34 protein-coding genes are annotated in these 24418 nt (G+C 60.0%); 5 read left to right on the top strand and 29 right to left on the bottom strand.

What is annotated here, in order from left to right:
* Nucleotides 1-27: 27 nt before the first annotated feature.
* Complete coding sequence (locus tag AAY81_RS01100; protein ID WP_066660363.1) at nt 28-918, bottom strand: HAD family hydrolase; 891 nt, start codon at nt 916-918, stop codon at nt 28-30.
* Between the two features lie 373 nt (nt 919-1291).
* On the opposite strand from AAY81_RS01100, the gene AAY81_RS01095 reads away from it, so the two are divergent.
* The gene (locus AAY81_RS01095; RefSeq protein ID WP_066660360.1) at nt 1292-2065 is read left to right on the top strand and encodes an epoxyqueuosine reductase QueH; all 774 of its coding nucleotides are present in this window, start codon (nt 1292-1294) and stop codon (nt 2063-2065) included.
* Complete coding sequence (queA, locus tag AAY81_RS01090) at nt 2065-3141, top strand: tRNA preQ1(34) S-adenosylmethionine ribosyltransferase-isomerase QueA (protein WP_066660357.1); 1077 nt, start codon at nt 2065-2067, stop codon at nt 3139-3141. Before AAY81_RS01095 ends, queA begins: the two co-directional genes overlap by 1 nt.
* Nucleotides 3142-3225: 84 nt before the next feature.
* Here queA and AAY81_RS01085 read toward each other — a convergent pair whose 3' ends face one another.
* The 8 genes from AAY81_RS01085 to AAY81_RS10345 all read right to left on the bottom strand — a co-directional run bounded on the left by AAY81_RS01085 (nt 3226) and on the right by AAY81_RS10345 (nt 8763).
* Complete coding sequence (locus AAY81_RS01085; RefSeq protein ID WP_066660354.1) at nt 3226-4797, bottom strand: Na+/H+ antiporter NhaC family protein; 1572 nt, start codon at nt 4795-4797, stop codon at nt 3226-3228.
* A 104-nt stretch (nt 4798-4901) separates the two neighbouring features.
* Nucleotides 4902-5129, bottom strand: a complete 228-nt coding sequence (locus AAY81_RS01080; protein ID WP_066660349.1) for a cold-shock protein — start codon at nt 5127-5129, stop codon at nt 4902-4904.
* A 181-nt stretch (nt 5130-5310) separates the two neighbouring features.
* Nucleotides 5311-5730, bottom strand: a complete 420-nt coding sequence (locus tag AAY81_RS01075; RefSeq protein ID WP_066660346.1) for a hypothetical protein — start codon at nt 5728-5730, stop codon at nt 5311-5313.
* Between the two features lie 44 nt (nt 5731-5774).
* Nucleotides 5775-6863, bottom strand: a complete 1089-nt coding sequence (gene ruvB, locus AAY81_RS01070) for a Holliday junction branch migration DNA helicase RuvB (protein ID WP_082867781.1) — start codon at nt 6861-6863, stop codon at nt 5775-5777.
* Nucleotides 6864-7439 carry a Holliday junction branch migration protein RuvA gene (gene ruvA, locus AAY81_RS01065; protein WP_066660343.1) on the bottom strand — a complete coding sequence of 192 codons (576 nt, stop codon included), beginning with the start codon at nt 7437-7439 and terminating at the stop codon, nt 6864-6866.
* Nucleotides 7436-7942 (bottom strand): crossover junction endodeoxyribonuclease RuvC, encoded by a 507-nt coding sequence (ruvC, locus tag AAY81_RS01060; protein WP_082867780.1) that lies wholly within the window; start codon nt 7940-7942, stop codon nt 7436-7438. The genes ruvA and ruvC overlap by 4 nt, the downstream gene beginning before the upstream one ends.
* A 112-nt stretch (nt 7943-8054) precedes the next feature.
* Nucleotides 8055-8459, bottom strand: coding sequence for a metal-dependent transcriptional regulator (locus AAY81_RS01055; protein WP_240480602.1), 405 nt, complete (start codon nt 8457-8459; stop codon nt 8055-8057).
* Nucleotides 8392-8763, bottom strand: coding sequence for a hypothetical protein (locus tag AAY81_RS10345; RefSeq protein ID WP_143117396.1), 372 nt, complete (start codon nt 8761-8763; stop codon nt 8392-8394). The genes AAY81_RS01055 and AAY81_RS10345 overlap by 68 nt, the downstream gene beginning before the upstream one ends.
* A gap of 154 nt (nt 8764-8917) precedes the next feature.
* Here AAY81_RS10345 and AAY81_RS01050 point away from each other — a divergent pair, with 154 nt between their 5' ends.
* On the top strand, nt 8918-9301 hold the full coding sequence (locus tag AAY81_RS01050; protein ID WP_205630836.1) for a metal-dependent transcriptional regulator: 384 nt from the start codon (nt 8918-8920) through the stop codon (nt 9299-9301).
* Nucleotides 9302-9377: 76 nt separating this feature from the next.
* Here the strand turns inward: AAY81_RS01050 and AAY81_RS01045 are convergent, their stop codons facing one another.
* The 5 genes from AAY81_RS01045 to AAY81_RS01025 form a co-directional block, all read right to left on the bottom strand.
* Complete coding sequence (locus tag AAY81_RS01045; protein WP_143117395.1) at nt 9378-10355, bottom strand: helix-turn-helix domain-containing protein; 978 nt, start codon at nt 10353-10355, stop codon at nt 9378-9380.
* 33 nt (nt 10356-10388) lie between these two features.
* Nucleotides 10389-10595: a FeoB-associated Cys-rich membrane protein gene (locus tag AAY81_RS01040; RefSeq protein WP_066660335.1), complete on the bottom strand. Its 207-nt coding sequence runs from the start codon at nt 10593-10595 to the stop codon at nt 10389-10391.
* 97 nt (nt 10596-10692) lie between these two features.
* Nucleotides 10693-13164, bottom strand: a complete 2472-nt coding sequence (gene feoB / locus AAY81_RS01035) for a ferrous iron transport protein B (RefSeq protein WP_066660328.1) — start codon at nt 13162-13164, stop codon at nt 10693-10695.
* 57 nt (nt 13165-13221) lie between these two features.
* Complete coding sequence (locus AAY81_RS01030) at nt 13222-13443, bottom strand: FeoA family protein (protein WP_066660325.1); 222 nt, start codon at nt 13441-13443, stop codon at nt 13222-13224.
* A gap of 96 nt (nt 13444-13539) precedes the next feature.
* Nucleotides 13540-13749: a FeoA family protein gene (locus AAY81_RS01025; protein ID WP_066660322.1), complete on the bottom strand. Its 210-nt coding sequence runs from the start codon at nt 13747-13749 to the stop codon at nt 13540-13542.
* A gap of 630 nt (nt 13750-14379) precedes the next feature.
* On the opposite strand from AAY81_RS01025, the gene thrC reads away from it, so the two are divergent.
* Together thrC and AAY81_RS01015 are read left to right on the top strand one after the other, a co-directional pair.
* Nucleotides 14380-15921 carry a threonine synthase gene (gene thrC, locus AAY81_RS01020; protein WP_066660320.1) on the top strand — a complete coding sequence of 514 codons (1542 nt, stop codon included), beginning with the start codon at nt 14380-14382 and terminating at the stop codon, nt 15919-15921.
* Nucleotides 15922-16031: 110 nt separating this feature from the next.
* On the top strand, nt 16032-16373 hold the full coding sequence (locus AAY81_RS01015; RefSeq protein ID WP_066660317.1) for a winged helix-turn-helix domain-containing protein: 342 nt from the start codon (nt 16032-16034) through the stop codon (nt 16371-16373).
* A 24-nt stretch (nt 16374-16397) separates the two neighbouring features.
* Here AAY81_RS01015 and AAY81_RS01010 read toward each other — a convergent pair whose 3' ends face one another.
* From AAY81_RS01010 to AAY81_RS10045, 15 genes are all read right to left on the bottom strand, one after another.
* Nucleotides 16398-16718 carry a hypothetical protein gene (locus AAY81_RS01010; RefSeq protein ID WP_066660315.1) on the bottom strand — a complete coding sequence of 107 codons (321 nt, stop codon included), beginning with the start codon at nt 16716-16718 and terminating at the stop codon, nt 16398-16400.
* On the bottom strand, nt 16715-17038 hold the full coding sequence (locus AAY81_RS10825; RefSeq protein ID WP_074777336.1) for a DUF192 domain-containing protein: 324 nt from the start codon (nt 17036-17038) through the stop codon (nt 16715-16717). Before AAY81_RS10825 ends, AAY81_RS01010 begins: the two co-directional genes overlap by 4 nt.
* A 1-nt stretch (nt 17039) precedes the next feature.
* Entirely contained in the window at nt 17040-17540 is a 501-nt protein-coding gene (locus AAY81_RS01005) for a hypothetical protein (RefSeq protein WP_066660313.1), read from the bottom strand.
* On the bottom strand, nt 17537-17938 hold the full coding sequence (locus AAY81_RS01000; protein WP_066664709.1) for a hypothetical protein: 402 nt from the start codon (nt 17936-17938) through the stop codon (nt 17537-17539). Before AAY81_RS01000 ends, AAY81_RS01005 begins: the two co-directional genes overlap by 4 nt.
* A gap of 29 nt (nt 17939-17967) precedes the next feature.
* A complete protein-coding gene (locus tag AAY81_RS00995; RefSeq protein WP_082867777.1) occupies nt 17968-20121 on the bottom strand; it encodes a hypothetical protein in 2154 nt (717 codons plus the stop codon).
* A 1-nt stretch (nt 20122) separates the two neighbouring features.
* Nucleotides 20123-20608 carry a TadE/TadG family type IV pilus assembly protein gene (locus AAY81_RS00990; RefSeq protein ID WP_066660311.1) on the bottom strand — a complete coding sequence of 162 codons (486 nt, stop codon included), beginning with the start codon at nt 20606-20608 and terminating at the stop codon, nt 20123-20125.
* A complete protein-coding gene (locus tag AAY81_RS10670; RefSeq protein ID WP_240480601.1) occupies nt 20592-20738 on the bottom strand; it encodes a hypothetical protein in 147 nt (48 codons plus the stop codon). The genes AAY81_RS00990 and AAY81_RS10670 overlap by 17 nt, the downstream gene beginning before the upstream one ends.
* A gap of 261 nt (nt 20739-20999) precedes the next feature.
* Nucleotides 21000-21389 (bottom strand): hypothetical protein, encoded by a 390-nt coding sequence (locus tag AAY81_RS10510; RefSeq protein WP_169815760.1) that lies wholly within the window; start codon nt 21387-21389, stop codon nt 21000-21002.
* Nucleotides 21390-21417: 28 nt separating this feature from the next.
* On the bottom strand, nt 21418-21717 hold the full coding sequence (locus AAY81_RS00980; RefSeq protein WP_169815771.1) for a hypothetical protein: 300 nt from the start codon (nt 21715-21717) through the stop codon (nt 21418-21420).
* Between the two features lie 43 nt (nt 21718-21760).
* Nucleotides 21761-22075, bottom strand: a complete 315-nt coding sequence (locus AAY81_RS00975; RefSeq protein WP_066660308.1) for a hypothetical protein — start codon at nt 22073-22075, stop codon at nt 21761-21763.
* A gap of 21 nt (nt 22076-22096) precedes the next feature.
* Nucleotides 22097-22417 carry a hypothetical protein gene (locus tag AAY81_RS00970; protein ID WP_066660305.1) on the bottom strand — a complete coding sequence of 107 codons (321 nt, stop codon included), beginning with the start codon at nt 22415-22417 and terminating at the stop codon, nt 22097-22099.
* Nucleotides 22418-22466: 49 nt separating this feature from the next.
* Complete coding sequence (locus AAY81_RS00965) at nt 22467-23462, bottom strand: hypothetical protein (protein WP_066660302.1); 996 nt, start codon at nt 23460-23462, stop codon at nt 22467-22469.
* 144 nt (nt 23463-23606) lie between these two features.
* Entirely contained in the window at nt 23607-23834 is a 228-nt protein-coding gene (locus AAY81_RS00960) for a phage holin (protein WP_066660287.1), read from the bottom strand.
* A 2-nt stretch (nt 23835-23836) separates the two neighbouring features.
* Complete coding sequence (locus tag AAY81_RS00955) at nt 23837-24286, bottom strand: hypothetical protein (protein WP_066660284.1); 450 nt, start codon at nt 24284-24286, stop codon at nt 23837-23839.
* Nucleotides 24270-24416 carry an XkdX family protein gene (locus AAY81_RS10045; RefSeq protein WP_082867776.1) on the bottom strand — a complete coding sequence of 49 codons (147 nt, stop codon included), beginning with the start codon at nt 24414-24416 and terminating at the stop codon, nt 24270-24272. Before AAY81_RS10045 ends, AAY81_RS00955 begins: the two co-directional genes overlap by 17 nt.
* Nucleotides 24417-24418: the final 2 nt, after the last annotated feature.

Raw genomic sequence — 24418 nt, 5'->3', positions numbered from 1 at the left:
CTTTCTATCTTCCGTTAGTTGCAACGGCTAGGAAGCCGTGGTTGTTATCCTCATGCGTTCATTCTCATCCCACAGGGGCTGAGGCATGGCGTCGCGGCCATGCGCGATGCTGATGCCGCCGTCGAGCGGAGAGCGATCGGGATAGCCCTCCAAAGCGCGCTTACTCTCGCAAACGGGCAGGTCACGCACCCAAGCAGCGAACTCTTCCATGGTTCCATGCTTCACCGTGGCAATATCGAAGCCGTTATCGTTGATGAGGTCGTCGGTGACCAGGTAGGCATCCATGCCCGTTTCCAGGCACGCCAGGTCGTCGATGGTGTTGTTCCCCACCATAAGCACGCGGCCAGGTTCGGCACCCGCGATGGCCAGGTTCTCGTAGTAGTAGGCCGTCTGGGGCTTTACCGCCGTGCTGTTGTCGAAGCGCGTGATGCGCGCGAAATAGGACGGATCGACGTTTGCCCAGCGCAGACGCGCAAGCACGCCCTCCAAGGGGAACAGCGGCATGGTGGTCAGGTACAGCGGGTATCCCTTTTCCGCAAGGATGCGCACCGCTTCGGCCGCATGCGGATTTGGGACGATGCCGCGCCCGCATTCGTCGAAATCGTTCTGGTAGAAATCGAAGAAGAAGTCACGCGCTTCCGCCAGCTCGCGGGCGTTCAGCGGGCATTCCTCGTCTTCGTGCGCCTGCGCGAACATGCGCCAGAACGCATCGGCGTTCGTTTCCTCGGGGGAATGGCTGCTCATGGCATGCATACCGCGATCGAGGCAGTGGATGTAGAGCTTGGCATCCTTACCAGCGTTACGCAGCTTGCGCTCTAAGATTTCGTAATAGCGATCGAGAAACTGACGCACGGGCATGGGCAGCAACGTGCCGTCCATGTCAAAGAATATCGCGTCATATGGCGCCGATGCAGTCATGCGCACACCCCTTTCCTGTTTCTCGTATTCGATACTCGCACACGTACGGCCACGAACAAAGCGACCACGCGAAAACTGCGGAAACGGGTAGGCACCCCATAGTGCAGTGCCTTTTTCAGAAAAGGCAAGCCCGGCAACATGCGGAGGTATCGTTTCCCCAGGTTGGAGATCTAAAGGCTGGAAATCAAGCCGCATTTCAGCCGAAAACCCTTCCTTTTCTGAAAAAGGAAGCCAAGACAGGGACGCGGACGCAACGCACCTTACGCGAGCACGCTGCAGAATGCTCATACTGTGGCAGGACGGGTTCGCGCAAAGGGCGCGTGCTAGTATGGCGAACGGAAAGAACGCGCGCGACACACGGGAAGGGGCTCGCATGAAACTACTGCTACACGCTTGCTGCGGACCATGTTCGCTCGAACCCGTGCGCCTGCTCCTGGAAGAGGGGCACGACATCACCATCGCGTTCGCGAACTCGAACATACAGCCGAGCGAGGAATACGACCATCGCCTGCAGACGCTGCTCACCTGGGCTAACGAAGAGGGTATTCCCGTCGTGGACTTCCCCTACGACCCTGCGGCATGGCACGAATTCGCCGGCGTCATCCAGCTTACGGGCGGCCCCCGCACAGAACGCTGCCGCCGTTGCTATCACATGCGCCTGGAAGAGGCCGCAGCCTACGCGGCGACGCATGGCTTCGAAGCTCTGTCCACCACCCTGGCGGTAAGCCCCTACCAGCTGTTCGACATCTGCCACGAAGAACTCGTGGACGTCTGCGACCGCTGGAACCTTACCCCCATCTGGCAAGACTTCCGCCCATACTACCCCGAGGCAACTCGTCGCAGCCGCGAGGCGGGCATGTACCGCCAGAACTACTGCGGTTGCGCCTATTCCAAGGCAGAGGCCGATGCCGAACGCGCGGCCCGCAAGGCCCAACGAGCGCGCCAGAACGCAGAGCGCGAGGCAGCCGAAGCCCACGAGCGCGCCGAGCGCAACGCCAAACGCGCGGCATACGATGCGAAGCAGCGCGCAAAGAAGGCGGCCCGCAATGCCGCCCGCGCAGCTGCCAAGGCCGAAGCCGCAGCTCAAGCACAACCCGAGCATGCAACCATGCAACACATACCATCCGAAGAAAGCGAAGAGGCATAGTGAAAACCAGCGATTTCGATTACGAACTTCCCGAAGAGTGCATCGCGCAGGCGCCCTGGCCCGTACGCGACGAATGCCGCATGCTGGTCATGGACCGCAAAACGGGAGAGCTGCAGGACCGCATCTTCCGCGATATTTACGAATACGCCCAGCCAGGAGACGTGTTCGTGGCCAACGAAACGCGCGTGATGCCCGCTCGCCTGCTGGGCGCCAAGCGAGGCACCGGCGGCGCGGCCGAGGTCTTCCTGCTGCGTCCGCATGCAGGCAAGATCGCCACCAACGTATCGTCTGCCTGGGAAGCGCTCGTGCGTCCGGGCAAGCGCCTGAAGCCTGGCGCAATCGTTGACTTCACCGATGCCGAAGGCAAGGTCATCCTGTCCGCTGAGGTCATCGACTTCAAGGAAGACGGCAAGGGCGAGCGTATCGTGAACCTGACCACCGAGGCCTTCCCCACGCTTGACGAGGCGGTACACGCCGTAGGTCACACGCCGCTTCCGCCCTACATCAAGGGCTACGAAGGCGACGAGGAAATGTACCAGACCGTTTATTCTCGCCGCGAATCTTCGGCTGCCGCACCCACTGCAGGCCTGCACTTCACGCCCGAGCTCATCGAGCGCCTGAAGCAGAAGGGCGTGCGCTGGGAAACCGTGGAACTGCAGGTGGGCATTGACACCTTCCGCATCGTGGAAGAGGAAGACCCCACCACGCATGCCATGCACACCGAAACCTATACGGTGCCGCAGCATGTCGTGGACGCGTGCAACGAAGCCCATGCAAACGGGCACCGCGTCATCGCCGTAGGCACCACGAGCGTGCGCAGCCTGGAAAGCGCCTGGGATGCCGAGGCAGGCGAGCTGAAGGCGCGCGACGCCGCCCACACGAGCCTGTTCCTGCTGCCGGGAAGCACGTTCCACGTAGTCGACGCCATGGTCACGAACTTCCATGTGCCGCGCAGCACTCTCATGATGCTCGTAAGCGCATTCAGCAGCCGCGACTACATCATGAACGCGTACAAGCACGCCATCGATAGCGAATACCGCATGCTCAGCTTCGGCGACGCGATGTTCATTCAGTAGCGCACGCTACGCCCCCATATGCAACGAGCCCCGAGCGCATGCGCCCGGGGCTCGATTCGTTTTGCGAGCTAACTGCGGCTTGCGCTATTCGGCAGCCGGTTCCGCAGTAACGGTGCGGCCAATCGTACGTTTCAGCACGAGCAGCATGACGATAACAAGCACCACGCCAATGGCCAAGCAGATTGCCCAGTTGCGCACGAAGCCTGCAAGCAGGAAGCAGACGAACGAAACGCCCGCCACCGAAAGCGCGTACGGCAGCTGCGTGGACACATGCTGAATGTGATTCACGTTCGCGCCCGCGCTCGCCATAACCGTAGTATCGGAAATGGGCGAGCAATGGTCGCCGCACACCGCGCCAGCCAGGCACGCGGAGATGCCAATGGTAAGCAGATCGGGGGCAGTGGCGAAGATGGGCAGCACGATGGGAATGAGGATGCCGAACGTGCCCCAGCTAGTACCCGTGGCAAATGCCAGACCCAGGCCAACCAGGAAGATGATGGCAGGCAGCAGGGCGTACAGGCCCTCGGCCGCACCTTCCATAAGGCCGGCGACGTAGGCGTCGGCACCCAGGGCCGAAGTGGCGAGCTTCAGGGTAAGGGCGAACGTGAGCACCATAAGTGCGGGCACCATGGCGCGGAAACCCGAGATGAAGCAATCGGTTGCGCCCTTGAAGTCGATAACGCGACGGCACAACAGGTAAACGAAGCTCAGAATGAGTGCGATGAGCGAACCCCAAGGCAAGCCCACCGAAGCGTCGGTGCCGCCAAATGCCGCAGACAGATCCATGTACGCTTCCGATTCGGCATCCCAGAAACCACCCACGTAGAGCATGCCAATTACGCAGAATACGATGAGCAGCAGCACGGGAATGAGCATGTCGAGCAACGAAGCGCGCTCGTTCTCCTGGCGCTCTTCCTTGGTAAGCGCACCCAGCTGACCGCTGCGATACGCCTCGAATTCGGCCTTTGCCATGGGGCCGTAGTCGAAGCCCATGATGCAGATGGCCACCACGAACACAATCGTGAGCAGCGAGTAGAAGTTATAGGGGATGGCCTGCACGAACAGCTGAATGCCCGTAACGCCGGTATCCAGGTCGGCCGCCGTGGCGGAAACCGCTGCCGCCCACGAGGAAATGGGCGCGATCATGCAGATGGGCGCCGCCGTGGAATCGATGATGTAGGCCAGCTTCGCACGCGAAATCTTCTGCTCGTCGGTAACGGGGCGCATGACGGCGCCCACCGTAAGGCAATTGAAGTAGTCGTCAATGAAGATAAGCACGCCCAGCAGGAACGTGGCGAGCATAGCGCCCACGCGCGTCTTGATGTGGCGAGCAGCCCACGAGCCGAATGCAGACGAACCGCCTGCGGTATTCACCAGGGCAACCATGATGCCCAGCATGACCAGGAACACGAAGATGCCCGCGTTCCAGGAATCGCTGATGGCGTTCAGGAAGCCGACGCTCATGGCGCTATCGCCTTCGCCTACGGTTCCCGCGATGACGTAGTTGACCGTGTTGATGGGGTCGAACGATGCCAGCAGCATGGCGCCAACCAGGATGCCCACGAACAGCGAGCTAAACGTTTCCTTGGTAATGAGCGCCAGGACGATGGCAACGATCGGCGGTACGAGCGACCAAAACGTTCCGACAAATTCCATTGAGTACTCCTCTAAACAAAAAACGGTAGGGGCATTATATACCCCCACCGTTTCACATGCGTTAACGTGAGCGCATTTGGCTTCATTGCGCTCGGCGCCGGCATTTACAGCTTGCAGACGTTAACGGCCTGCATCTTGCCGTTCTGGCCGGGCTCCACGTCGAAGCTTACACGCTGTCCCTCTTCCAGCGTCTTGAAGCCAGGCTTGTCCTTTTCGATTTCCTTGTAGTAGACGAACAGGTCATCGCCACCATCCTGCGTGATGAACCCGTATCCGCGAGTCTTCCCCTCGGGAGTCTTGCCGCCAAACCACTTCACGGTACCTTCGGCCATGTTTCCTCTTTTCATCCATCCCCTTGTGGAGATTTACTTCCCACAGCGCGCTGGCCTGCGCGTTGAGCGTAGCAGTCGCTACAAATGCAAACTGTACACTAAAGAAACAATATTGGGACGAATATTTGCCGCTGGCGGCAAATATTTTTCCGAATACGGAGCTGCAGCCCGTCCGTATGGGCTATTCCGCCTGTTCCTGCTGCAAAAACTGACGCATAGAGCCTTCGCCGCCCAGACTTTCCGAAAGTTCGAAGCCATATGCGTCGGCAAGGGCACGGGCCTGATCCAAGCGAAGCTGGGCATCTTCCGCGCGACCAGCGCGTGCAAGGTAATCGGATTCCAGGAACATAGTGCGGCCAATATACTCCGCAACCCCCGGGTCGGTGCCCGAAACTTGCAGGACGCTCGCAATGGAATCGGGCGAAAGGGACAAAAGCACGCCCCCGTCGATTTCCGTAGCTACGCCGATGGTGGCTTCCAACAAATCGGCGGCGGATTCAGGGTCGCCTTCGTCGTTTTCACTGCTCGCGCGTTCCATGCTGCGCTGAATGCCCTGAATAAACTGCATGATCAACTTCATGAGATAGTCTTGCTGAAACACTGCAACCCCTTCGCCGTGTGCGTATGGCGCCTATTCTAGCGCGCCTACTGCCCCGCTGGAGGCAAGATGCCCAAATGATCGTATGCGCGCTGCGTGGCCTGGCGCCCCTTTGGCGTGCGTACGAGCAGCCCCTGCTGCATGAGATAAGGCTCGTAGACGTCTTCCAAGGAATCGGGGTCTTCCGAAAGCGCCGAAGCGAGCGTGGAAAGGCCCACGGGACGGCCGCCGAATTGCTGGCACAGCAATTCGAGTATGCGATTGTCGACCGAGTCGAGACCCAAGGAGTCGACCTCGAAGAATTCGAGCGCCTGAGCTGCGGTATCCTCGTCGATGACGCCGCTGCCCTTCACCTGCGCCCAGTCGCGCACGCGCTTGAGCAAACGATTCGCCAAACGCGGCGTGCCACGGCTACGGCGTGCGATTTCGAGCGCGCCTTCACGTTCGGCTTCCACGTCGAGAATGGCGGCGGAGCGAATAACGATATCGGCCAGCTCTTCGGGCGTGTAGTAGTTCAAGCGAAACGCCATGCCAAAGCGATCGCGCAGGGGGCCGGTAAGCAAGCCCGTGCGCGTGGTGGCGCCAATGAGCGTGAAGCGAGGCAGATCGAGCCTGATGGAACGGGCCGCAGGCCCCTTCCCCACTACGATATCGAGCGCATAGTCTTCCAACGCAGGGTAGAGCACCTCTTCAACCATGCGGTTCATGCGATGAATTTCGTCGATAAACAGCACGTCGCCGTCTTCCAAGTTCGTGAGGATGGCCGCCAGATCGCCCGTACGCTCGATGGCGGGGCCGCTCGTCGTTTTGATGTTAGCGCCCATTTCGTTGGCCACCACCGTGGCCAGGGTGGTCTTACCCAGACCCGGAGGACCCGAGAACAAGATATGGTCGACAACATCGCCACGCTGCTGAGCAGCCTGAATGAGAATTTCCAGGCTTTCCTTGATCTTGGTTTGCCCCAGGTAGTCGGCTAGCTTTTGGGGACGCAGGCTGCGATCGAGGGACAGGTCGTCTTCCTGAAGCTCTGCCGAAGCCATGCGGTTTCGCGGGCTTTCCCCGCCCATGGCAGCCGATGGCGCGAAGGCGGAACTTGCGTCGTATACCATGCCCTCGATGCGAACTCCGTCGTTCATTTACGCCCCCAAACGCTTCAACGCGTACTGAAGCAGCTTCGTCTCGGACAAATCTTGCGGAGCGCCCTTGAGGGCGAGCTCCGATTCTGCGGACGTGAAGCCCATGGCCAGCAGGTCTTCCACCGCCGACTGGTAAGCACCGCTTGCCGCGGCAGCCTTGGGCGCTTCGGCGGGCTGAGCCAGCACGCCCTGCAATTCCAGAATGATACGCTGGGCCGTCTTCTTGCCCACGCCGGGGATGCGCGAAACAGCCGTTACGTCACCCGCAACGATGGCATTCGAAAGCTGTTCGGGCGAAAACGAAGACAATGCCGCAAGAGCCACCTTCGGCCCAACCCCCGACACGCCAAGCAAGCGTTCGAACAGTTCCTTTTCCTCTATGGAAACGAAGCCAAAGAGGGTAAGGGCATCTTCGCGCACCTGTAGATGCGTATGCACTTGCACGGGCTGACCCACTTCGGGCAACGCGGCAACCGAATTCGCGCTCATGCCCACGTGATAGCCCAGTCCACCCACCTCGATGATGGCGGCGTCGGATAGCTTCGCGGCGAGAACGCCCTTCGCGAAGGAAATCATACGGGAAGCCCCTTTCCGGAAAGCGCATTTTCATGCGTGGTATAGCAGATGGCGGCAGCAAGGGCATCGGCCGCATGATCGGGGTGCGGATCTTCAGCCAATGCCAGAATTTGCCCGACCATGTACTGGACCTGGCGCTTGTCGGCCGAGCCAGTTCCGGCAACCGCAAGCTTGATCTGGCGAGGCGTGTATTCCCCCACGTGCAGGCCATGTTCCGCGCAGGCAACCAGCGCAGCCCCGCGCGCCTGCCCCGTGGCAAAGGCGGCGGTGACGTTTTCGCCGAACCAGACCGTCTCGATACCCACGCAGGTGGGTGCGAAACGTTCGGCCACTGCGCCTATCTGCTGGTATATCTTGAGCAAACGTTCGGAAAGCGCCTGCGACGAGGGCGTGGCAACGCAGCCATACGAGAGGCATTCAAGCTTGCCGCCACGCTGGGCGATGACGCCCCAGCCCGTGTGAGCAAGACCAGGATCGATTCCGAGAATGACGCGCCGCTCCACCAAGCCTCCTTCGTGTCGTAGATACCAAACGTTTGTTCGCATTCTACCACACGGAAGACCGCATGAATGGCAAAAGAAGCGAATGCCCCATGCATTCGCACGCTGGCGCACCTTACTTTGCGCGCTTCGCGTTCCTCATATAGGCGATCCAGGCCTCGGCGGTGCTATCGCTAATGTCATGCTCGATGAGGCAGGCTTCGTCATCGGCTCGTTCGGCCGGAACGCCCAGCACGTCGTGGAGGAACTCATAGAGCATGGTATGGCGTTCCAGAACCTTGCTACCATATTCGTATCCATCGCTCGTAAGCGTAATGTCGCCGTAATAGGGCTGGTCGAGCATGCCCGCTTCCTTCAGGCTGGCTACTGCCTTGGTTACAGAAGCCTTGGAAACGCCCAGCTTGGACGCCACGTCCACGGGACGAATGGGCCGCTTTGGCGTTCCGCCCAGTTCAACGATGGCCTCTAGATAATCTTCGCGCGATGCGGAAACGCGCTTCGAACCGCTCTCTGTAGCCACGCCCCGCCCTCCTTCGCTTCCTCGCGGCATCTTGCACGTACGCTACCTTACAACAAACGTGGGACCCGACCAACTGGCAGTTCGTAACCGTAATATCGGCCACGGCCATAGATTCCAGGAACTTGCCACCCTTCACCACGCAGCCCCGACTAGAAGCCTCGCGCACGCCCCACACCGTTTCCGCCCTGGTGAGCAGGCTCTCCTGCAAGGCAATACGCGTGCGGGCATTCACATGTTCTTCCATGACATCGGAAATGCGCAGCAGGAACATGATGTTCGCCGCGGAATTGAACTGGCGCTGCACCCCAAAGCATGCGGCGCAATGATTGTTTGCAACCCGCAATCATCCAAGAGGTAGCCCCTACGAAAAACGTGGTAAGCTACTCTAAAATCATGCGCACGGGCATAGGGGCCCAGCCCCAAGGCCGTGCTTCTCTATTCACTGGAAAGAGGTAACCATGCCCCTGGTTCTGCACGAATCCGCCGAGATGTACCTTGAAACCATCCTGAACCTGGAAGAAGAGCTCGACCGCGTACGCGCCGTCGACATCGCCCAGCGCATGGGCTATTCGAAGCCCACCATCAGCGAATGGATGGGCAAGCTGCGCGACGCCGGATACGTAACGCTGAACGAAGCAGGCGGCATCACGCTTACCGATGCTGGCCGCGAAGTGGCCGTGAAGATCTACGAGCGCCACGTTGTGCTCTCGGGCTTCTTCCGCGCCATCGGCGTCAGCGAGGAAACCGCCGTCGACGATGCCTGCCGCGTCGAGCACTACATCAGCGACGAAACGTTCAATTGCCTGAAGAGTTACATGGACAAGAATCATCCGCAGGCATAAAGGCTGCGACGCACCTACAAGAAGGGCCAGGAGGCATACGCCTTCTGGCCCTTTTCGTTCCTATACGGCAACGCAGTTACTTTTCGTTCGTGCGATTCAAATTCTCGCGCCAAATGTAGGGCGTCGTGCCCATGCAGTCAGAAAAGGCCTTGGCGAACTTCGAGGGGTTTGCATAGCCCACCTCGGCGGCGATGGCGGCAATGGAATCGTCGCGGCGATCCTTCAGCAGCTCGCATGCGCGATGAATGCGGAACGTGCGGTACCACGTGTACACGGGCACGCCAAATACCTGCTTGAACGATTCCTTCAACACGGTGGGCGACGTGTGACATTCGCGCGCAAGCTCGGTGATGGTGGCCTGGCGCGTGATGTCGCGCATCATGATTTCCTGCGCCTGATACGCCACGGACGCGCGACGATTGGTGGACTCTTCCCCACTCAGGCGCACGCGGCGATCGCCCTGCAGGATGCGTACCACCAGCAGGGCCAGCTCGATGGTCTTCAAGCGCATATGGCCCATGTCCTTCGGCGGAAGCATTTCGTAGAGCTCCGCGAAGATGTGGGAAAGCGCGGGATCGCACGGCACGCCGAAGAAATCGCCCATGCCCGAAAGCATTTCGAAGAACAATTCGAGGTCGAGCTCGAATGACAGATCGGCGATCTTGCGAGCGGGCGAGCTAAGAAGCGCCGGCGAAACGAGCACGCCGATGCCATGGAACGTGCCGTGGGGCACACGGCAATGTGCCTGACCGATGGCGCCGATGCGAATGATGAACGTTTCGCCCGAGGCGATATTGCGCGTAAGTCCATCGTCGCATTTGTATTCCAGCGAACCACGCTGGCAGTAGCAGATGATGAACTCGCCTTCATCGTGATTGCGCGAGGAGCGAAAATCGCAGGCAGAGGAGTGGACATCGACCGTGGCAACCTGCACGCCCGAAAAGAGCTCGTATCCGCGCAATGCGCCAATGCCCGAGCCACCTGGGCCTATAACCGAATGCCGTATTTCCGGCGTTGCCGGCTTCTTCGCAATCGAAGTTACCCGTGAAACCACTGGATATCCACCCCTAGAAAAACCCTTTACACGCTAATGGCAGCAAGAGTGCCTTTCGGCCTTCTCGACATCTTCGAGCATGCGCTCGGCAGTGTCGCATGACGGGCAACTTCCGCTCGAGCATCCCTTGCAATCACTGCAGGCGCTGCCCTTGCCGCTAAACATCTTCACGATGGCGCGAATGCCGGGAATGGCAATGAGGGCCACAATGACCAGGGTGATGATGGTTCCCACGCTCATCGAACGCACCTCCTTTCGCAATGGGGAGCGCGCTCGTTCGAATGCGCTCCCCCAAACACGCCCCGCCGCCACGACAGCGACGGGGCCAACAAACCTATTAAGCAGCCCGCTCGTTTACCGACAGGCGAATCGTGTCGTTCACGTTCTTGTTCGGGCGAACCAGCAGATAGACACCCGCAGCAACCAACGCAATGGCGATGACGGTGCCCACGCCGAACGTAGCCTCACCCGTTGCCAGCCCAGCCAGCTGGAAGATGACGAGCGCAACGACATACGCCAGGCCGCACTCATAGCCAATGGCAGCCCAGAACCACTTGGCGCTGTTCATTTCCTTGCGGATAGCACCCATGGCAGCGAAGCAGGGAGCGCACAGCAGGTTGAACGCCAGGAAGCTGTAACCCGCGGCAGGCAGCCATGCGGCCTGGAAGTTCGCGTACCAGCCGCCGTCGCCCGCATAGAGCACGCCCATGGTGCCAACGACGTTCTCCTTGGCGATGAGGCCCGTGACCGCTGCGGCGGCAGCCTGCCAATCGCCCCAACCCAGGGGAATGAAGATCCAGGCGATGGCGTTGCCCAGAGCAGCCAGGAGGCTATCGGCCTGGTCCTCGACGAGACCAAAGGAGCCGTCGACCACACCGTAGTTGGAAAGGAACCAAACCAGGATGGTGGCCAGCAGGATGATGGTGAAGGCCTTCTTGATGAACGACCAGGCGCGTTCCCACATGCTACGCAGGATAGAACCAACGGTGGGCAGGTGGTAGGCCGGCAGCTCCATGACGAACGGAGCAGCCTTGCCAGAAAACGCCTTGGTCTTCTTCAGGATGATGCCCGAGATGAGGATGGCGGCAATGCCCAGGAAATAGGCGCTTGCGGCAACCCACCAGGCGCCACCGAACACGGCACCAGCAAGCAGCGCGATGATCGGGAGCTTGGCCGAGCAGGGCATGAACGTGGTGGTCATAACCGTCATGCGACGATCGTTCTCGTTTTCAATGGTACGAGAGGCCATGACACCCGGAACGCCGCAGCCCGTGCCAATGAGCATGGGGATGAAGCTCTTGCCCGACAGGCCGAAGCGACGGAACACGCGGTCAAGGATGAACGCGATACGGCTCATGTAGCCGCAGCCCTCCAGGAAGGCCAGGCAGAGGAAGAGAACGAGCAGCTGGGGAACGAAGCCCAGAACAGCGCCAACGCCGGCAACGATGCCATCGAGCACCAGGCTCTTAACCTGCGGGTCGACATTGCCCGCATCGAGAGCGTCGCTCACGAGCGTGGGAATGCCGGGAACCCAGATGCCATACTGCGTGGGGTCGGGTTCTTCGACGGTAAGCGCCTCTTCGAAGGCGGCAGCGTCAACTTCGACAACCTCGTTCTCGCCGGTCTCGTCGTCGTATGCATCGTACGTAGCGACAACGCCAGCCTCGTCGGCCGCGCTCACGAACATCTTCATGTCGGAATCGTACGCAGCAAGCTCTTCTTCGGTTGCGTCGTCTGCGGGAGCCTCGGGAGCTTCGATGCCCGCCTCGGCGGCGGCAGCGGTGTACGCCTCGATGGAGCTCTGAGCCGACTCGTACTCGTCGGCAACTTCGCTGTATTCTTCCTGGCCAGCGCCGATGAACCAGCCGTCGCCGAACAGGCCATCGTTAGCCCAGTCGGTAGCGGGGCCACCCACGGCGGTGATGGAGATGAAGTAGACCAGGAACATGATGACCACGAAGATCGGCAATGCCAGCCAACGGTTGGTGACCACGCGGTCGATGCGGTCGGAGATGGGCTCCTTCTTGTTCTGAGCATGCTTCACGCAGCCATCGATGATGCTCGTGATATAGGAGTAGCGCTCGTTGACGATAATACTTTCGGAATCGTCGTCGTGAGCTTCCTCGGAAGCCTTGATGATGGCTTCAACGTTGGGCGTAGCACCCATATGCGAAGCAATCTTCGAGTCGCGCTCGAACAGCTTCACCGCGAAGAAGCGCTTCGCGTGAGCAGGCACGTCTGCGGGAAGGGCAGCTTCGATTTGCTCCAGGGATTCTTCCACATCGGCAGCGAAGCGATGCATGCGCTGGGGCTCGGCAGAGCTCTGCGCCACTTCCATGAGCTTGGCAACGACGTCGTCGATGCCCGTGTTCTTCAGGGCGGAAATGGCCACCACGGGGCAGCCCATGCTCTTGGAAAGGGCATCCAGATCGATCTGGTCGCCGCTCTTTTCCACGACGTCCATCATGTTCACGGCCATAACCGTGGGAATGCCCAGTTCAAGGGCCTGCGTGGTGAGATACAGGTTACGTTCCAGGTTCGATCCGTCCACGATGTTCAGCACGGCCTGGGGATGCTCGTTGATCAGGTAGTCACGAGCCACGACCTCTTCCAGCGTGTAGGGGGAGAGCGAGTAAATGCCCGGAAGGTCGACGACCGTTACGCCGTCGTGACCCTTCAGCTTGCCCGTCTTCTTCTCCACCGTAACGCCGGGCCAGTTGCCTACATACTGGTTGGCACCGGTGAGGGCGTTGAACAAGGTGGTCTTGCCGCAGTTGGGGTTACCCACCAACGCCACATTGAATTCCATTGATACCTCCGTGTTACTTGTTAACTAGGGTTAACTCGACTTCGTGAAAAAAGCGCCTTAGGCGATTTCCACATGGCTGGCTTCTTCCTTGCGCAGGGAGAGCTCGTAGCCGCGAACGGTTACTTCGACAGGATCGCCCAGAGGAGCGACCTTACGCACGAAAACCGAGGTGCCCTTGGTGAGGCCCATGTCCATGATGCGACGCTTCGTGGCGCCCTGGCCAAGGAGCTTCGCCACGGTAACGGTATCGCCGGGCTTAGCAGAATCGAGGGTTGCCATATACCTTCCTTCCAAAAAGACAACAATGCATTACCCCTGACATACGCCCCCGTCGGGGCCCATGTTAGGAGCAGTGCGCCAATAGAATTGGTAGCGTTAGACCATAACGCACTTGGCGAGCTTTTCGTCGAGGGCTACGCGCGATCCCTTGACGCTCACAATGAGATTGCCGCCCAGGCGGGAAACGACCGACAGCTTCGTACCGGGGACAAAGCCCATGCTGCCCAGATGAAGACGCGTGTCGCCTTCGCCCGTAACGGCGTGAATGATGTAATCCTTGCCCGATTGAACTGTGGTGAGGACCATGCTGAGCTTCCTTTCCGGCACGTACTGGCTGGGTGGCATTCCGAGGCCACACAGTAAGGCACTGCTAACAAAATTCACTATTGCGGAACCAGAAAAGTAAGTCAACCCTTACGGATTATTTTTATAGTAGATTCACCTAACTTTTTCGTCCAAACGGGTTTTAGGCATGGCTTACCACGGCCAGACGGAGCGAAAAAATGCGTCCTCTTCCCCGCTGGCTGTCCGTTCGGGCTTGCCGGCTAACTATGCGGAAGCCACCTGTGAGCCCGCGCACGAAAAAAAGGGGCCGCACGACGCGGCCCCTAACTAGCAAAGAGGGCGAATCCGGGAGAAGCGGTCGAATTCGCCCTGACCCTCATGCGTTTTAAGCAGACGAGAAGGAGGTGGTGCATGGGGCCTTTCGGTTAAACATTGTCAAACGGTTTGCGTTAGGTTCGTCTAACTGCGTTCCGTGAGTCATATATTAGGCGAACCTAACTAATAGTCAACCCCTTTTTGAAAAATAATTTGAACTTTTTACTAGGATTATTTCTCTTGCGTTATTTCGTGAAGGACCCGGCAATGCGCAGAGCACTTTAGCGTGGGATAGTATACTTGCGCAAAAGAGCCAAACATCGAGTGGAGGCTACGATGGCTAACCTTTATATAGATACGCGCGGGCGCGCGGAAGAACCCATTCCGTTTACCCAGGCCGTAGTGCAGGGCCTGGCCGACGGCGGCGGACTCTACGTTCCCCAGAGCATCCCCCAGTTCTCGCTGGATGAGATCCTGAATCTCTCCACTATGCCCTACGCGCAACGCGCGGCGCACATCTACAAGGCCTTCGGCATCGACCTGCCCGAAAGCCAGGTAGACGAGCTTATGGATGCCGCGTATGGCAGCAACTTCGATTCTGCCGACATCTGCCCCATCACCTCGCTCGACGAGAATACCCACATCCTGGAACTGTGGCATGGTCCCACCAGCGCATTCAAAGATATGGCTCTGCAGTGCCTGCCGCTGTTCTTCAGCGCCAGCGCTCAGAAGCTCCGCGACGAAGGCGTTATCGACCACACCTTCCTGATCTTGGTTGCCACCTCGGGCGATACGGGCAAGGCCGCCCTCGAGGGCTTCAAGGACAAAGACGGCGTGAAGATCGGCGTGCTGTACCCGCACGGCGGCGTCAGCGACATTCAGCATAAGCAGATGGCCACGCAGGCAGGCGAAAACGTGAAGGTCTGGGCGGTACGCGGCAACTTCGATGACTGCCAGACGGGCGTGAAGCTCACGTTTGCCGATAGCGAGTTCGCGCAGGAGCTCATGAGCGAACACAAGGTAGCCCTCTCCAGCGCCAACTCCATCAACTGGGGACGCTTGCTGCCCCAGGTGGTCTACTACGTTTCCAGCTATGCACAGCTGGTAGCCCAGGGCAAGGTGGAAGCGGGCGCGCCCATCGACGTGTGCGTTCCCACCGGCAATTTCGGCAACATCCTGGCCGCATGGTATGCCAAGCAGATGGGCGCCCCCATCGAGCGCCTGCTGTGCGCCAGCAACGAGAACCGCGTGCTCACCGACTTCATCAACACGGGCACGTACGACATCTCCGACCGCGAGTTCGTGCTCACGCCCAGCCCCTCCATGGACATCCTGGTCTCTTCGAACCTGGAACGCCAGCTGTTCGAGCTTACGGGCCGCAACGCAGAGGCCATTGCAGGCTGGATGAACGACCTGAACACCCAGAAGAAGTTCCGCGTCGACCCCGAAACCTTCGCCGCGCTGCGCAGAGATTTCGCCAGCGATTCGGTAAGCAGCGATGACTGCCTGAAGACCATCAAGGAAGTGCTCGACGAGCACGATTATCTGCTCGACCCGCATACGGCCGTTGCCTACAAGGTTGCCGAGCGCCTGCGCGGCGAAAACCCCGTACTGGTGGCAAGCACCGCGCATTGGGCGAAGTTCGGCGTGAGCGTCTACCGCGCATTGCACGACCTAGCCCCCGATGCCGGCCTTCCGGCCGACGTTGCCGAGCTTACCGGCTGCGAGCTTAACAACCTCATCGCGCAGCAAACCGGCAAGAGCCACATCCCCGCTGGCCTCGCCGAGCTCGATACGAAGCCGCTTCGATTTAAGCAAGTCATCGACGCGGGCAAGCCCAACATCCAAGATGCAACCCGCGCATTCCTAAGCGAATAGAACTTGTTCGGGGGATCGCAGAGGCGGTCCCCCGAATTATATCCACGCGAGAATCGAAGGGAAAAGCCTTATAATTGTGCGCAAGCAGCTAGTACTTACGAGGGGAACCAATGACTCCGCTTGACTTGAAACCAACTATAAAGCTATCCATCATGAACCCGCTTTCCGAAGAGAACGCGCTCTTCGGCCCCGGCATTGCCGCGTTGTGCCGCGGCGTTCGCAGCACGGGCTCGCTGAACGCTGCCGCCAAGAGCATGGGCATGGCGTACAGTAAGGCATGGCGCATCATCAAGGAAACCGAGGAATCCCTGGGTATGCAAATGCTCGTACGCGATGGCGCACACGGAAGCACCCTTACCGACGAGTGCATTACGCTACTCGACGCCTACGACAACCTAAGCAAACGCTTGCAAACAGAAAGCGAACGCCTTTACAAGGAAGTCATCTCGTAGGAAACGCCCCGTACGGGGCGTTTTTCATGCGTGCGCACCCACCCGAGCGCTTTCCGATGCAGCCGTATGCGCTGCAGGCGCAGACACGGGACGCACCTGAACCGACAGCTCGTATTCCGAAGAACCCAAAGGGATGCGCAACGACGCAATGCCGTCCTCGCCCACCGCAAAAGCCCCAGGCCGCACGGCAGGCGCGCCCTGCGCGCCAGAGGATCCAGAGCCGGCCGCCTTCTTAGACGACGGGTTTTCCTTACCCAAAGAAGCAGTGGGGAAACGGTGCATGCACCCATAGCACACATCCATATCGTCAAAACACGTTGCCTGGCACACCGGACACGTCTTCATTGCAACCCAACCTTTCTTCCCAGCTCTACGACATCGCCCCTGCGATACCACCCATGCCTAGGGCTATGGGCCCGCTCCAACACTGCAACGGCCCGACGACATGAGACGATGCGCCTTGGCGGCACCGACCTACATGCCTGCAAAACGTAACCATCCGCCCCGACAAACGCGATGTCGAGCGCATAGCTCATGCCAAATGTATGCACGCTATGGCAGGGAACGAGCATGAGTACCCGCCCAGACGCGTGCGTGCCCAATAAGCCACGCACGCGATCCCGCCAATGCGCTGCAATGCGAAGCGAAGTAGAACCATCCTGCAACTTACGCAAGAACCATCACCACCATTCTGCTCGATCCGGAATCCTGGCAGAAGACATACGCCCATTGGTAGGCGCCATCGGCCTTCGCGAACGTAACGCCGCTCACGTGCGCATGTCCCTCCCCGCGCCCGCTCACGTCGACCCAGCCATTGGCAACGAGCAAGCTGCGTACCCGCTCGTACGCTTCATTCGCACTCCAAGCACCCATGAGGCCCACGACCCCATCGCGAAAAAGAACCTTCGAAGCCCCCAGCACGCCTGGATTGAACGTTTCACGCATAACGGTTTCGGGCAGATTGCGATTGCAGCGAGCATCCCCACCCGCCTGGACAAACGCAGTCACCGCAGCATTGTCGGCAGCAAGAGCGCTTTCCTCGGCACATGCCGATGGGCTGCCCTCACCAGAGTCTGAAGCTTCCAGCAAGGGAGCAACGCACGAAACGGCAACCCCGATTGCGATAGCCAATGCAGCCAGACACAAACGCTTTACCTGTGCGCTCATACGATCACCCCAGGGCGATAGGGGTCGACCGTGATCGTAGCCGTATGCGACACCGAAGGAAGTTCAACGCCAAAAACGCGCCCTGAAAATGAACGCCCGAAGAGGGTTGGCGCGAACTTCAACGTCGCGCTAAATCGCACATACCCACCCGCACACTGTTCAGCATTCACATTGACCTCCTGGTTGTCCGCGGAAAAAGACCGCCGCAGCTCGGCTTCCACATCACCGGCGCTGGCTAGCGTGGTCTTCCCGTACGGAGGAGATGCTGCATACACGCACACCGCCTGGCGCGAAAGCCGATCGAAGGCCGCGCAATCGCCCACATACAGAAGCGCGTTCACCGCTAGCAACGCCACGGCTATCAGCACGGGCATGGCGACCGCCATCTCGACCGTCATTTGCCCCCGCTCGCCACACGTATGACCTGCTACTCCCATGGCGGGCTCCCTCCGCTTACGCCCGGTAAAGAACGCAGCGCATCACGCGCTTCTCCCACACTTTCCAATGCACCATCACGCCACGCCGGCGGAAGCGTAATGCTTACGGGAATGGAGTCATCGCCAATATCGAACGATGCAATTTGAACCGTGTCATCAAGCCCATCGATTCGCTCTTCGGCATACGAGGCCGAAAGCTGAACGGCCGCATCAAGTGGATTTGCCGCGCTCGCAGGCATCTGCGCCACGATCTCCTTCGCGCCCAGCAAGCGCGAAGCAAATGCACTGCCATCCTCGTTCGCAACCTGCCAGGAATTCACGAGCACGGGCTTCAGCGCCGCCATATCAGCGGGATGAAGCCCCACTTCAGTGAGGACATCATCCAGCGCTCCGGATGCCCATTGCCCCAAACCGCTTGCGCTCACCAAAGGCAACGCACCCAACAGGGCTTCCACACCCTGCCCCAGCTCGTCATATCCCCTTGCGTACGCATGCAGGCAATGAGACCACGCGCTCGCCATCTGCGGGAGAACACCCGCCAGGGGGCCTTCCATGCGCTCGACCCAGCCATCGAATAGAGAGGAAATAACGCTCTGGTCGCCACTGTCTTCCTCTCTCGCCAGCGTCGCCGCCGAAAGAGCAGCGCGTGGACCCAAAGAGCCTCCACCGCCCACGAAACCATTGGGCATGAGCGCATCGGCGGACACGGAAGAGCCATCGACAACGAAGGCCACCACGCCGTACTTTCCCGGCGGCGAAGCCGATATGCGCTTGTTTTCCATGTCCATGATCATCTCGCCCAGCCCATTCAATGCCGTTTGAACGGGCTCGCGTACCTCATCGGCATTCTGGGCGTACTCCTGCCGCGCCTCCCGATACGTCCGAGACTCCTCCTCTACGATGCGGTAATAATGCTCGAACCCATTCGAAGTGGACGTGGAAGCCGCCGCGACATTTCCCATGCTCGAGGCATGGAATCGGCAGACAGGGCACGTTTCGTACGCGCATGCCTCCATCACCTGAATTGAACTCGCGCCAACGGACTCCTCCCTGGCCAAGCAGGGGCACCCAGACCACGCATGCATATGCAAACGCCCCTGCCCATCTTGGGAAACGGGATAGACCTGCTCGGTATAGAGCCGTGTTTCTCGCATCTCGTCGGTATTGGCTGGCAAATGAGGAAAGTACGCATCAAACGCACCCGACGCATCCTCGTTGACATACCCATGAGAAATTTCGGAACAGGCATACGCATAAAAGCGTGCACGAAGCGCTGAATTCGCCTGGTCATCTACCGACGGGCTCCCGGGATGCTCCTGGGCAAGACGTGCGGGATAGTACGCTTGCGCACGCCGCAACGCCACGCCAAACGACCACGTATCCACGCTGTGATAGAGAGGGTTATCGCCTGGAGAAAGACCAGCTAGAGAATCGGCGCGCTCCTGCATGCAATAGCCCGGGGCAGCGCCACAATCGGCCTGGAAGGCGCGTTCCTTGCTTTCGTTGGCCTTACGCGCTGCCTCTTCCGCCTTCCGAGCGTTTTCCTTGATCCCCTCCTCCTGCCCGCCAATGTATTCCATTACCTCATCTGCGAAGTCGGCACCCGGCGTAACCTCGTACCCCTGCTGGGGCAAAAGCACCGCAACTGCAAGGTAATTCGCATGCTCACCATGGCTATTGGCGCGAGCGACGCCCATTGCCTGAGCCGCCGCCAAGAAGGGAAGAATCTCCTGGATGGCACTCAAACCCTGAGCGGCCTGGTCGGCGAACGAATCACGTGCGCGAATGACCTTCTCGCCCACCTCGATGAGTTTGCTCCCCACTTCCTGCGCGCCGGGAACGCACAAGGCAACCAACCCCGCTCCCGAGGCAGCGACGCTCGTAAGCGTGAGCGAAAGAACAACGGCATCGCATATCTGGGCGGCGGTATAGAACGTGGCGACCTGGTTTTCCGCGGCAAGCGCACATGCGTCAGCCACGTTCTGCGTTTCCGCCGATAGGGAATACAGACGATAGACCTGAGCGGACGTAAGCACCAACGAAATGGTTATGAGAAGCGCAAGGGCCATGCCGAGCGTCGAAAAACCGCCGTCATCGCAAAAGAACGCTCGCTTGCGGGCACCGCTCGCCATGTCACGCATCATGTCACTTCCTTTCGTATTCCCAGGGATCCGCATAGCCGCCAAACCAATCGGGGCGCGCAACGCACGTCTCCGAAACCTCTATGTCCAAGCAGCCATCAGGGGCAATGCCCAGCAAAACGCCCGCAGCATCAAGAAGGGGGACAAGCCGAACGCGATTTCGTATCGTCACCGTCACGCGGTTGCTCGACGCATCACCTTCGATGTGCACATCCCACGCGCACGTTCCTTCGTGCATATGAAACAAATCGTTGGGAGGAACGGCCCCAAGCCGACGCTTAACCACATCACAGCACACGCTCTCGTCAAAAGCGCTTTCCTGGCACATCGTGGCCGCCAACCTGCACCCCTCCGCTGCGGCCGAGCGCATAACCAAACGGTCGTACAGGATGATTCCCGGCTGCAGCAGCATGAGCATGAGCACGAACAGGACAGGCAGAAGAAAGGCCGCTTCCACCGTGGATTGCCCACGCTCAGTACGCGAACACATCGAGCCACGACCCTGGCGCACCGGAAAGATTATGAGAGGCAGACGTAATGGCATGGCTCACGAACAGGCCATCTCTCATCACATGCCACAAAGCACCCAAGCCAATCGCAATGCACAGCAATGCCGCCATAACCACCGCGAATTCAACCGTTGACTGCCCACGCGTTTCGCGTAGGCGCCTACAGGCCGTTGATGCCGCTCGCAATCGCATCCCACAGCTCCTGAATCTTCGGCTTGAACAGCGTGATAGCGATAATCGCAATCACGACGAGAACGCTAGTGGGTGGGTGATAGCTTATCGTGATTGTCGAAAGTATTTCCCGATTCCCATTGCGCCACCAAACGCAAAAAGAGCCTCCCCATGGTGGGGAGGCTCTTCCTTGTTTTTCACCTAGGCGAGACGAAGCGCGCGGAGCTGCGAGCTGCAGCCCGAGCGCGCGACGGAGCTCGAGTAACGCACGTAAACCTCGGTCGACGCGTCGAGGGTCACGATGTAGCTCGACGTCAGCTGAGTCCACCACGACTTGGCATGCCAGATGCGCTGATGCGACCCAGACCAGCCGCCAGACGCCGTGCCGAACGAGATCTGGTTGTTCGAGTCGGACGCGCCCACGCTCCCAAGCGTCGCGCTGCCCCACAGCAGCCACGTGCCCGCGGCGAGTGTCAGGTGAGCTCCGAGCGTCTCCGTGTCAATGCCAGCGGCGGTCGACTGACCGCTCGAAGTTGCCGTGAGCAACGAACCCAGGGTTGCCGGACATGGATTGAGGAGGGTGTAGCTCATGCCACCACCTCCAGGGCGTCGGTTGACGCTAGTCGAATGTCATCGACACCGAGACATTCGCCAGCGTGATGAGGCCGCCTCGTTCGGCGATGTAGTCTCCGTTCACGCCCAGCAGGAGAATGCCTGCGCGGAAAGCGTAGGAGCCCGTGTACGTGAGCGGAACCCACCCACGCGAGGGATGATAGTACTGCGCCTGCGTCATGTTCACGGTCGACGGAGGCTCCTGGCTCGCGCAAAGGATGAAGCTGCCCCACGCTGGCACGCTGACCATCATGGCCCACTCGTTGTCGTATGAGAGATTCTGCTGGATGGGGTTCAGCCGCGTCATTGCCATGAGCTAGCACCCCCCCCCGCATGCATGGTGCAAGAGGCTAAGCTGTGGCCGCCGTGACGTTCACGAACGCAGTCCCCACATAGCCACGCGACTCGACCGTCACGCGCCCATCCGTCAGCACGTCCACGTACGGCGGAACATCCGCCGATTGAGTGACGGGAATCAGACAATCCGCCGCCACATAGTACCCAGGCCGCCATCCCGCCGGAAGCGTGCCGATGGTTGGATGCAGGTTGCTTGACGAGATCGTGATGGAACCGACGATGGTGACCATGCCACAGTAACGATAAGCATGTACGCCATTTCCGAAGTCGTGGTGCTCTTTCGTCGGAGACAGGAGGGTATAGCTCATTCAGCGCACCCCCCCCCGCGCCTAGCTCGCAACGTAGACGAACTGCCCCCAAACGTACTGGTCGGTGATGGCGACGGAATTCGACCCGATGAGCACGGTCCCCTCGGTCGTAGCCTGTATCCACAGGTCGTGAGCTGGGACGGATTCGATGCAGCCCATGCACGTCATGGCAGGGATGGCATTCGCTGGCAAGGTGGCTATTTGGGTATTGCTCCACTTCGCCAGCGTGGCCTGGTACCAGATCGACACGATGCACAATTTCCCGTACCGGGAGAAGTACACGCCCGGCGCGAGCGCTTGCGATGCCACGACGGAGGGCTGGCTGAGCAGGGTGTAGCTCATTCAGCGCACCCCCCCCCCGCGAGGAATCTAGGGTATGGCATGGTTCCTCCTACGCGCGGAAAGCAACGCCCTCGTACTGCCAGCCTGCGGAGATGAGGGAATCCTTCTCCTCGGCGCTGGCCGTGAGCATATGGTCTCCGCCGTTGGGATTGTAAAGGCGGTGGATCTCTTCGCCCTCGCCGCTGGCGAAGAAGGGCACGCCCTCGTACGTCCAGCCGCTCTTGTAGAGCGTGTTCGCCTCGTCCAGGGAGGCGGTGAGCAGGTGGTCTCCGTTGCGCCCGCAGTACACGCGGTAGATGGGCAGCGTGCCGCCCTTCGGCGCGACCCAGGCCACGCCCTCGTTCGTCCAGCCAGCAGACAGCAGCGCGTCTCGCTCCTCTGCCTGGCAGAACAGGTGGTCGCCGCTCTTCGGCTCGTACATGCGGTAGACATCTCCGCCATCGTTGCTCACGGCGGCGATGGGCGCCGCGTTCATGCAGCGCGACACGAAGTCCTGCATGTTGATGCCGGCGAATACCGCCTGCGTGATTTCCTCAGGGCTCACTTCGTCCTCACTTTCCTCGTGTGAATCATCGTCGTAATCGACGTCGAACAATTTGAGCAACCGCGTCCATCCCTGGCGCGGCATGGCATAGTGCACGGAATTTCGGGCGGAGCCGTCCAGGGCGTAGTAGTAGCCCTCGACCTCGCTCACGATGCCGATATGGCCCGGCATCCAAAAGGCCCAGCCGATGTAGTATTCCCAATTGTCCCAAACCTTGGACACGGGAAGGTCCTCCGTTGCGCTAACGCGGAACCCCGAGCTGCCGCGCAGCACGCCGCAGCCCTTGGTGATGAGTCCAGAGCAGTCGCAGCAGAGCTGGCCCGCCTTAGAATCGTCGCTCCACCAGACGCAGTCGCTGCCGTACTGGTCGCGCAGCGCGTCAATCTGGGCGGCGCTGTACGTGACGAACTCGCCGTTTTTCGGCTTCGCGCCATAAATGTACTTGACGCCACGGGCAACGGCCTCGCGGCCCGCGGCTATCATGTCCCAGCGTGTTGCCATCGCGCCTCCTCTCAGTGGGTCGATTCGTAATCGGACCAGTTCTCATGAGGCTCCTGGGCCTCGAACTGGGTCAGCTCTTCCTCGGTAGGCTGCTCGCCCCTCTGGTCTTCGGTCTTTTCCTCTTCGTCCATGGCAACCGCCTCGCTATTTGTCCTTGAGCTCGTCGAGCTTCTTCTGGGCCTCCTGCGCGGCCTGCGTGAAGTTGTGGTTCTTCCAGCAGCCGTAGAGCGTTGCCGCAACGAGCAACACCAGGTACACGGCGGACGCCACCGTGCTGGGGTCTGCCGCGATTCCGACTGCCGCGAGCACGTCCACCAGGACGAGCACCAGCGCCGAGATGACGGCCTTTGCTGTCTCCTTGTTGAATTCCATGGCTAGTTCCTTTCTTCCTTGATTTGCAGTGCTTCCATGTCTTCGAAGAGCTTGGTGCCCGTGCCGTTGCCACCGATGGCGTGGTAGGCCTCGTATGTCTGTCGGGCGTATTCAAGCGCCTCTAGCGTGATGTAGCCCTTGGTCTCCACCCACTCGCGGTGCATCCGCACGAGCTCGTTGCGCAGGAGGGCGCGCAGCGCCATGCGCTCGGCCTCGCGCTTCTCCGCCTCTTCGGCCGCCCTCTCGTCTCGCCTGCGCTCCTCTTCCTCCATCTTCTTGGTGATTTGGGCGATCCACCCACCGCAGAGCGTCACCGCCGTCGGAGCGATGGCAATGGCTATCTTCTGCAGGTACTCGCCCTCCATCGGGTTGCCACCAATGGATACGAGCAGGATCATGGTCGCGCCGAACACGGCGAGCGCGGCGACTGCGGTCTTAGTTCCCCGGCTCACCGTCTACCTCCGCGACGATGGACTCGAATTCTTCCTGGGTGAGCTTGCCAGCTTTAACCAGGCGCTCGAGGTCGGCCTTCGACCACCGTCCAGCCTGGTACCACTTGCGCGCCGTTGCCAAAACGTCCATGG

Origin of the sequence: Denitrobacterium detoxificans, from assembly GCF_001643775.1 — a bacterium.
GTDB lineage: Bacteria > Actinomycetota > Coriobacteriia > Coriobacteriales > Eggerthellaceae > Denitrobacterium > Denitrobacterium detoxificans.
The sequence above is the reverse complement of the archived record's forward strand: the minus strand, read 5'-3'. Positions and strand labels throughout refer to the sequence as shown.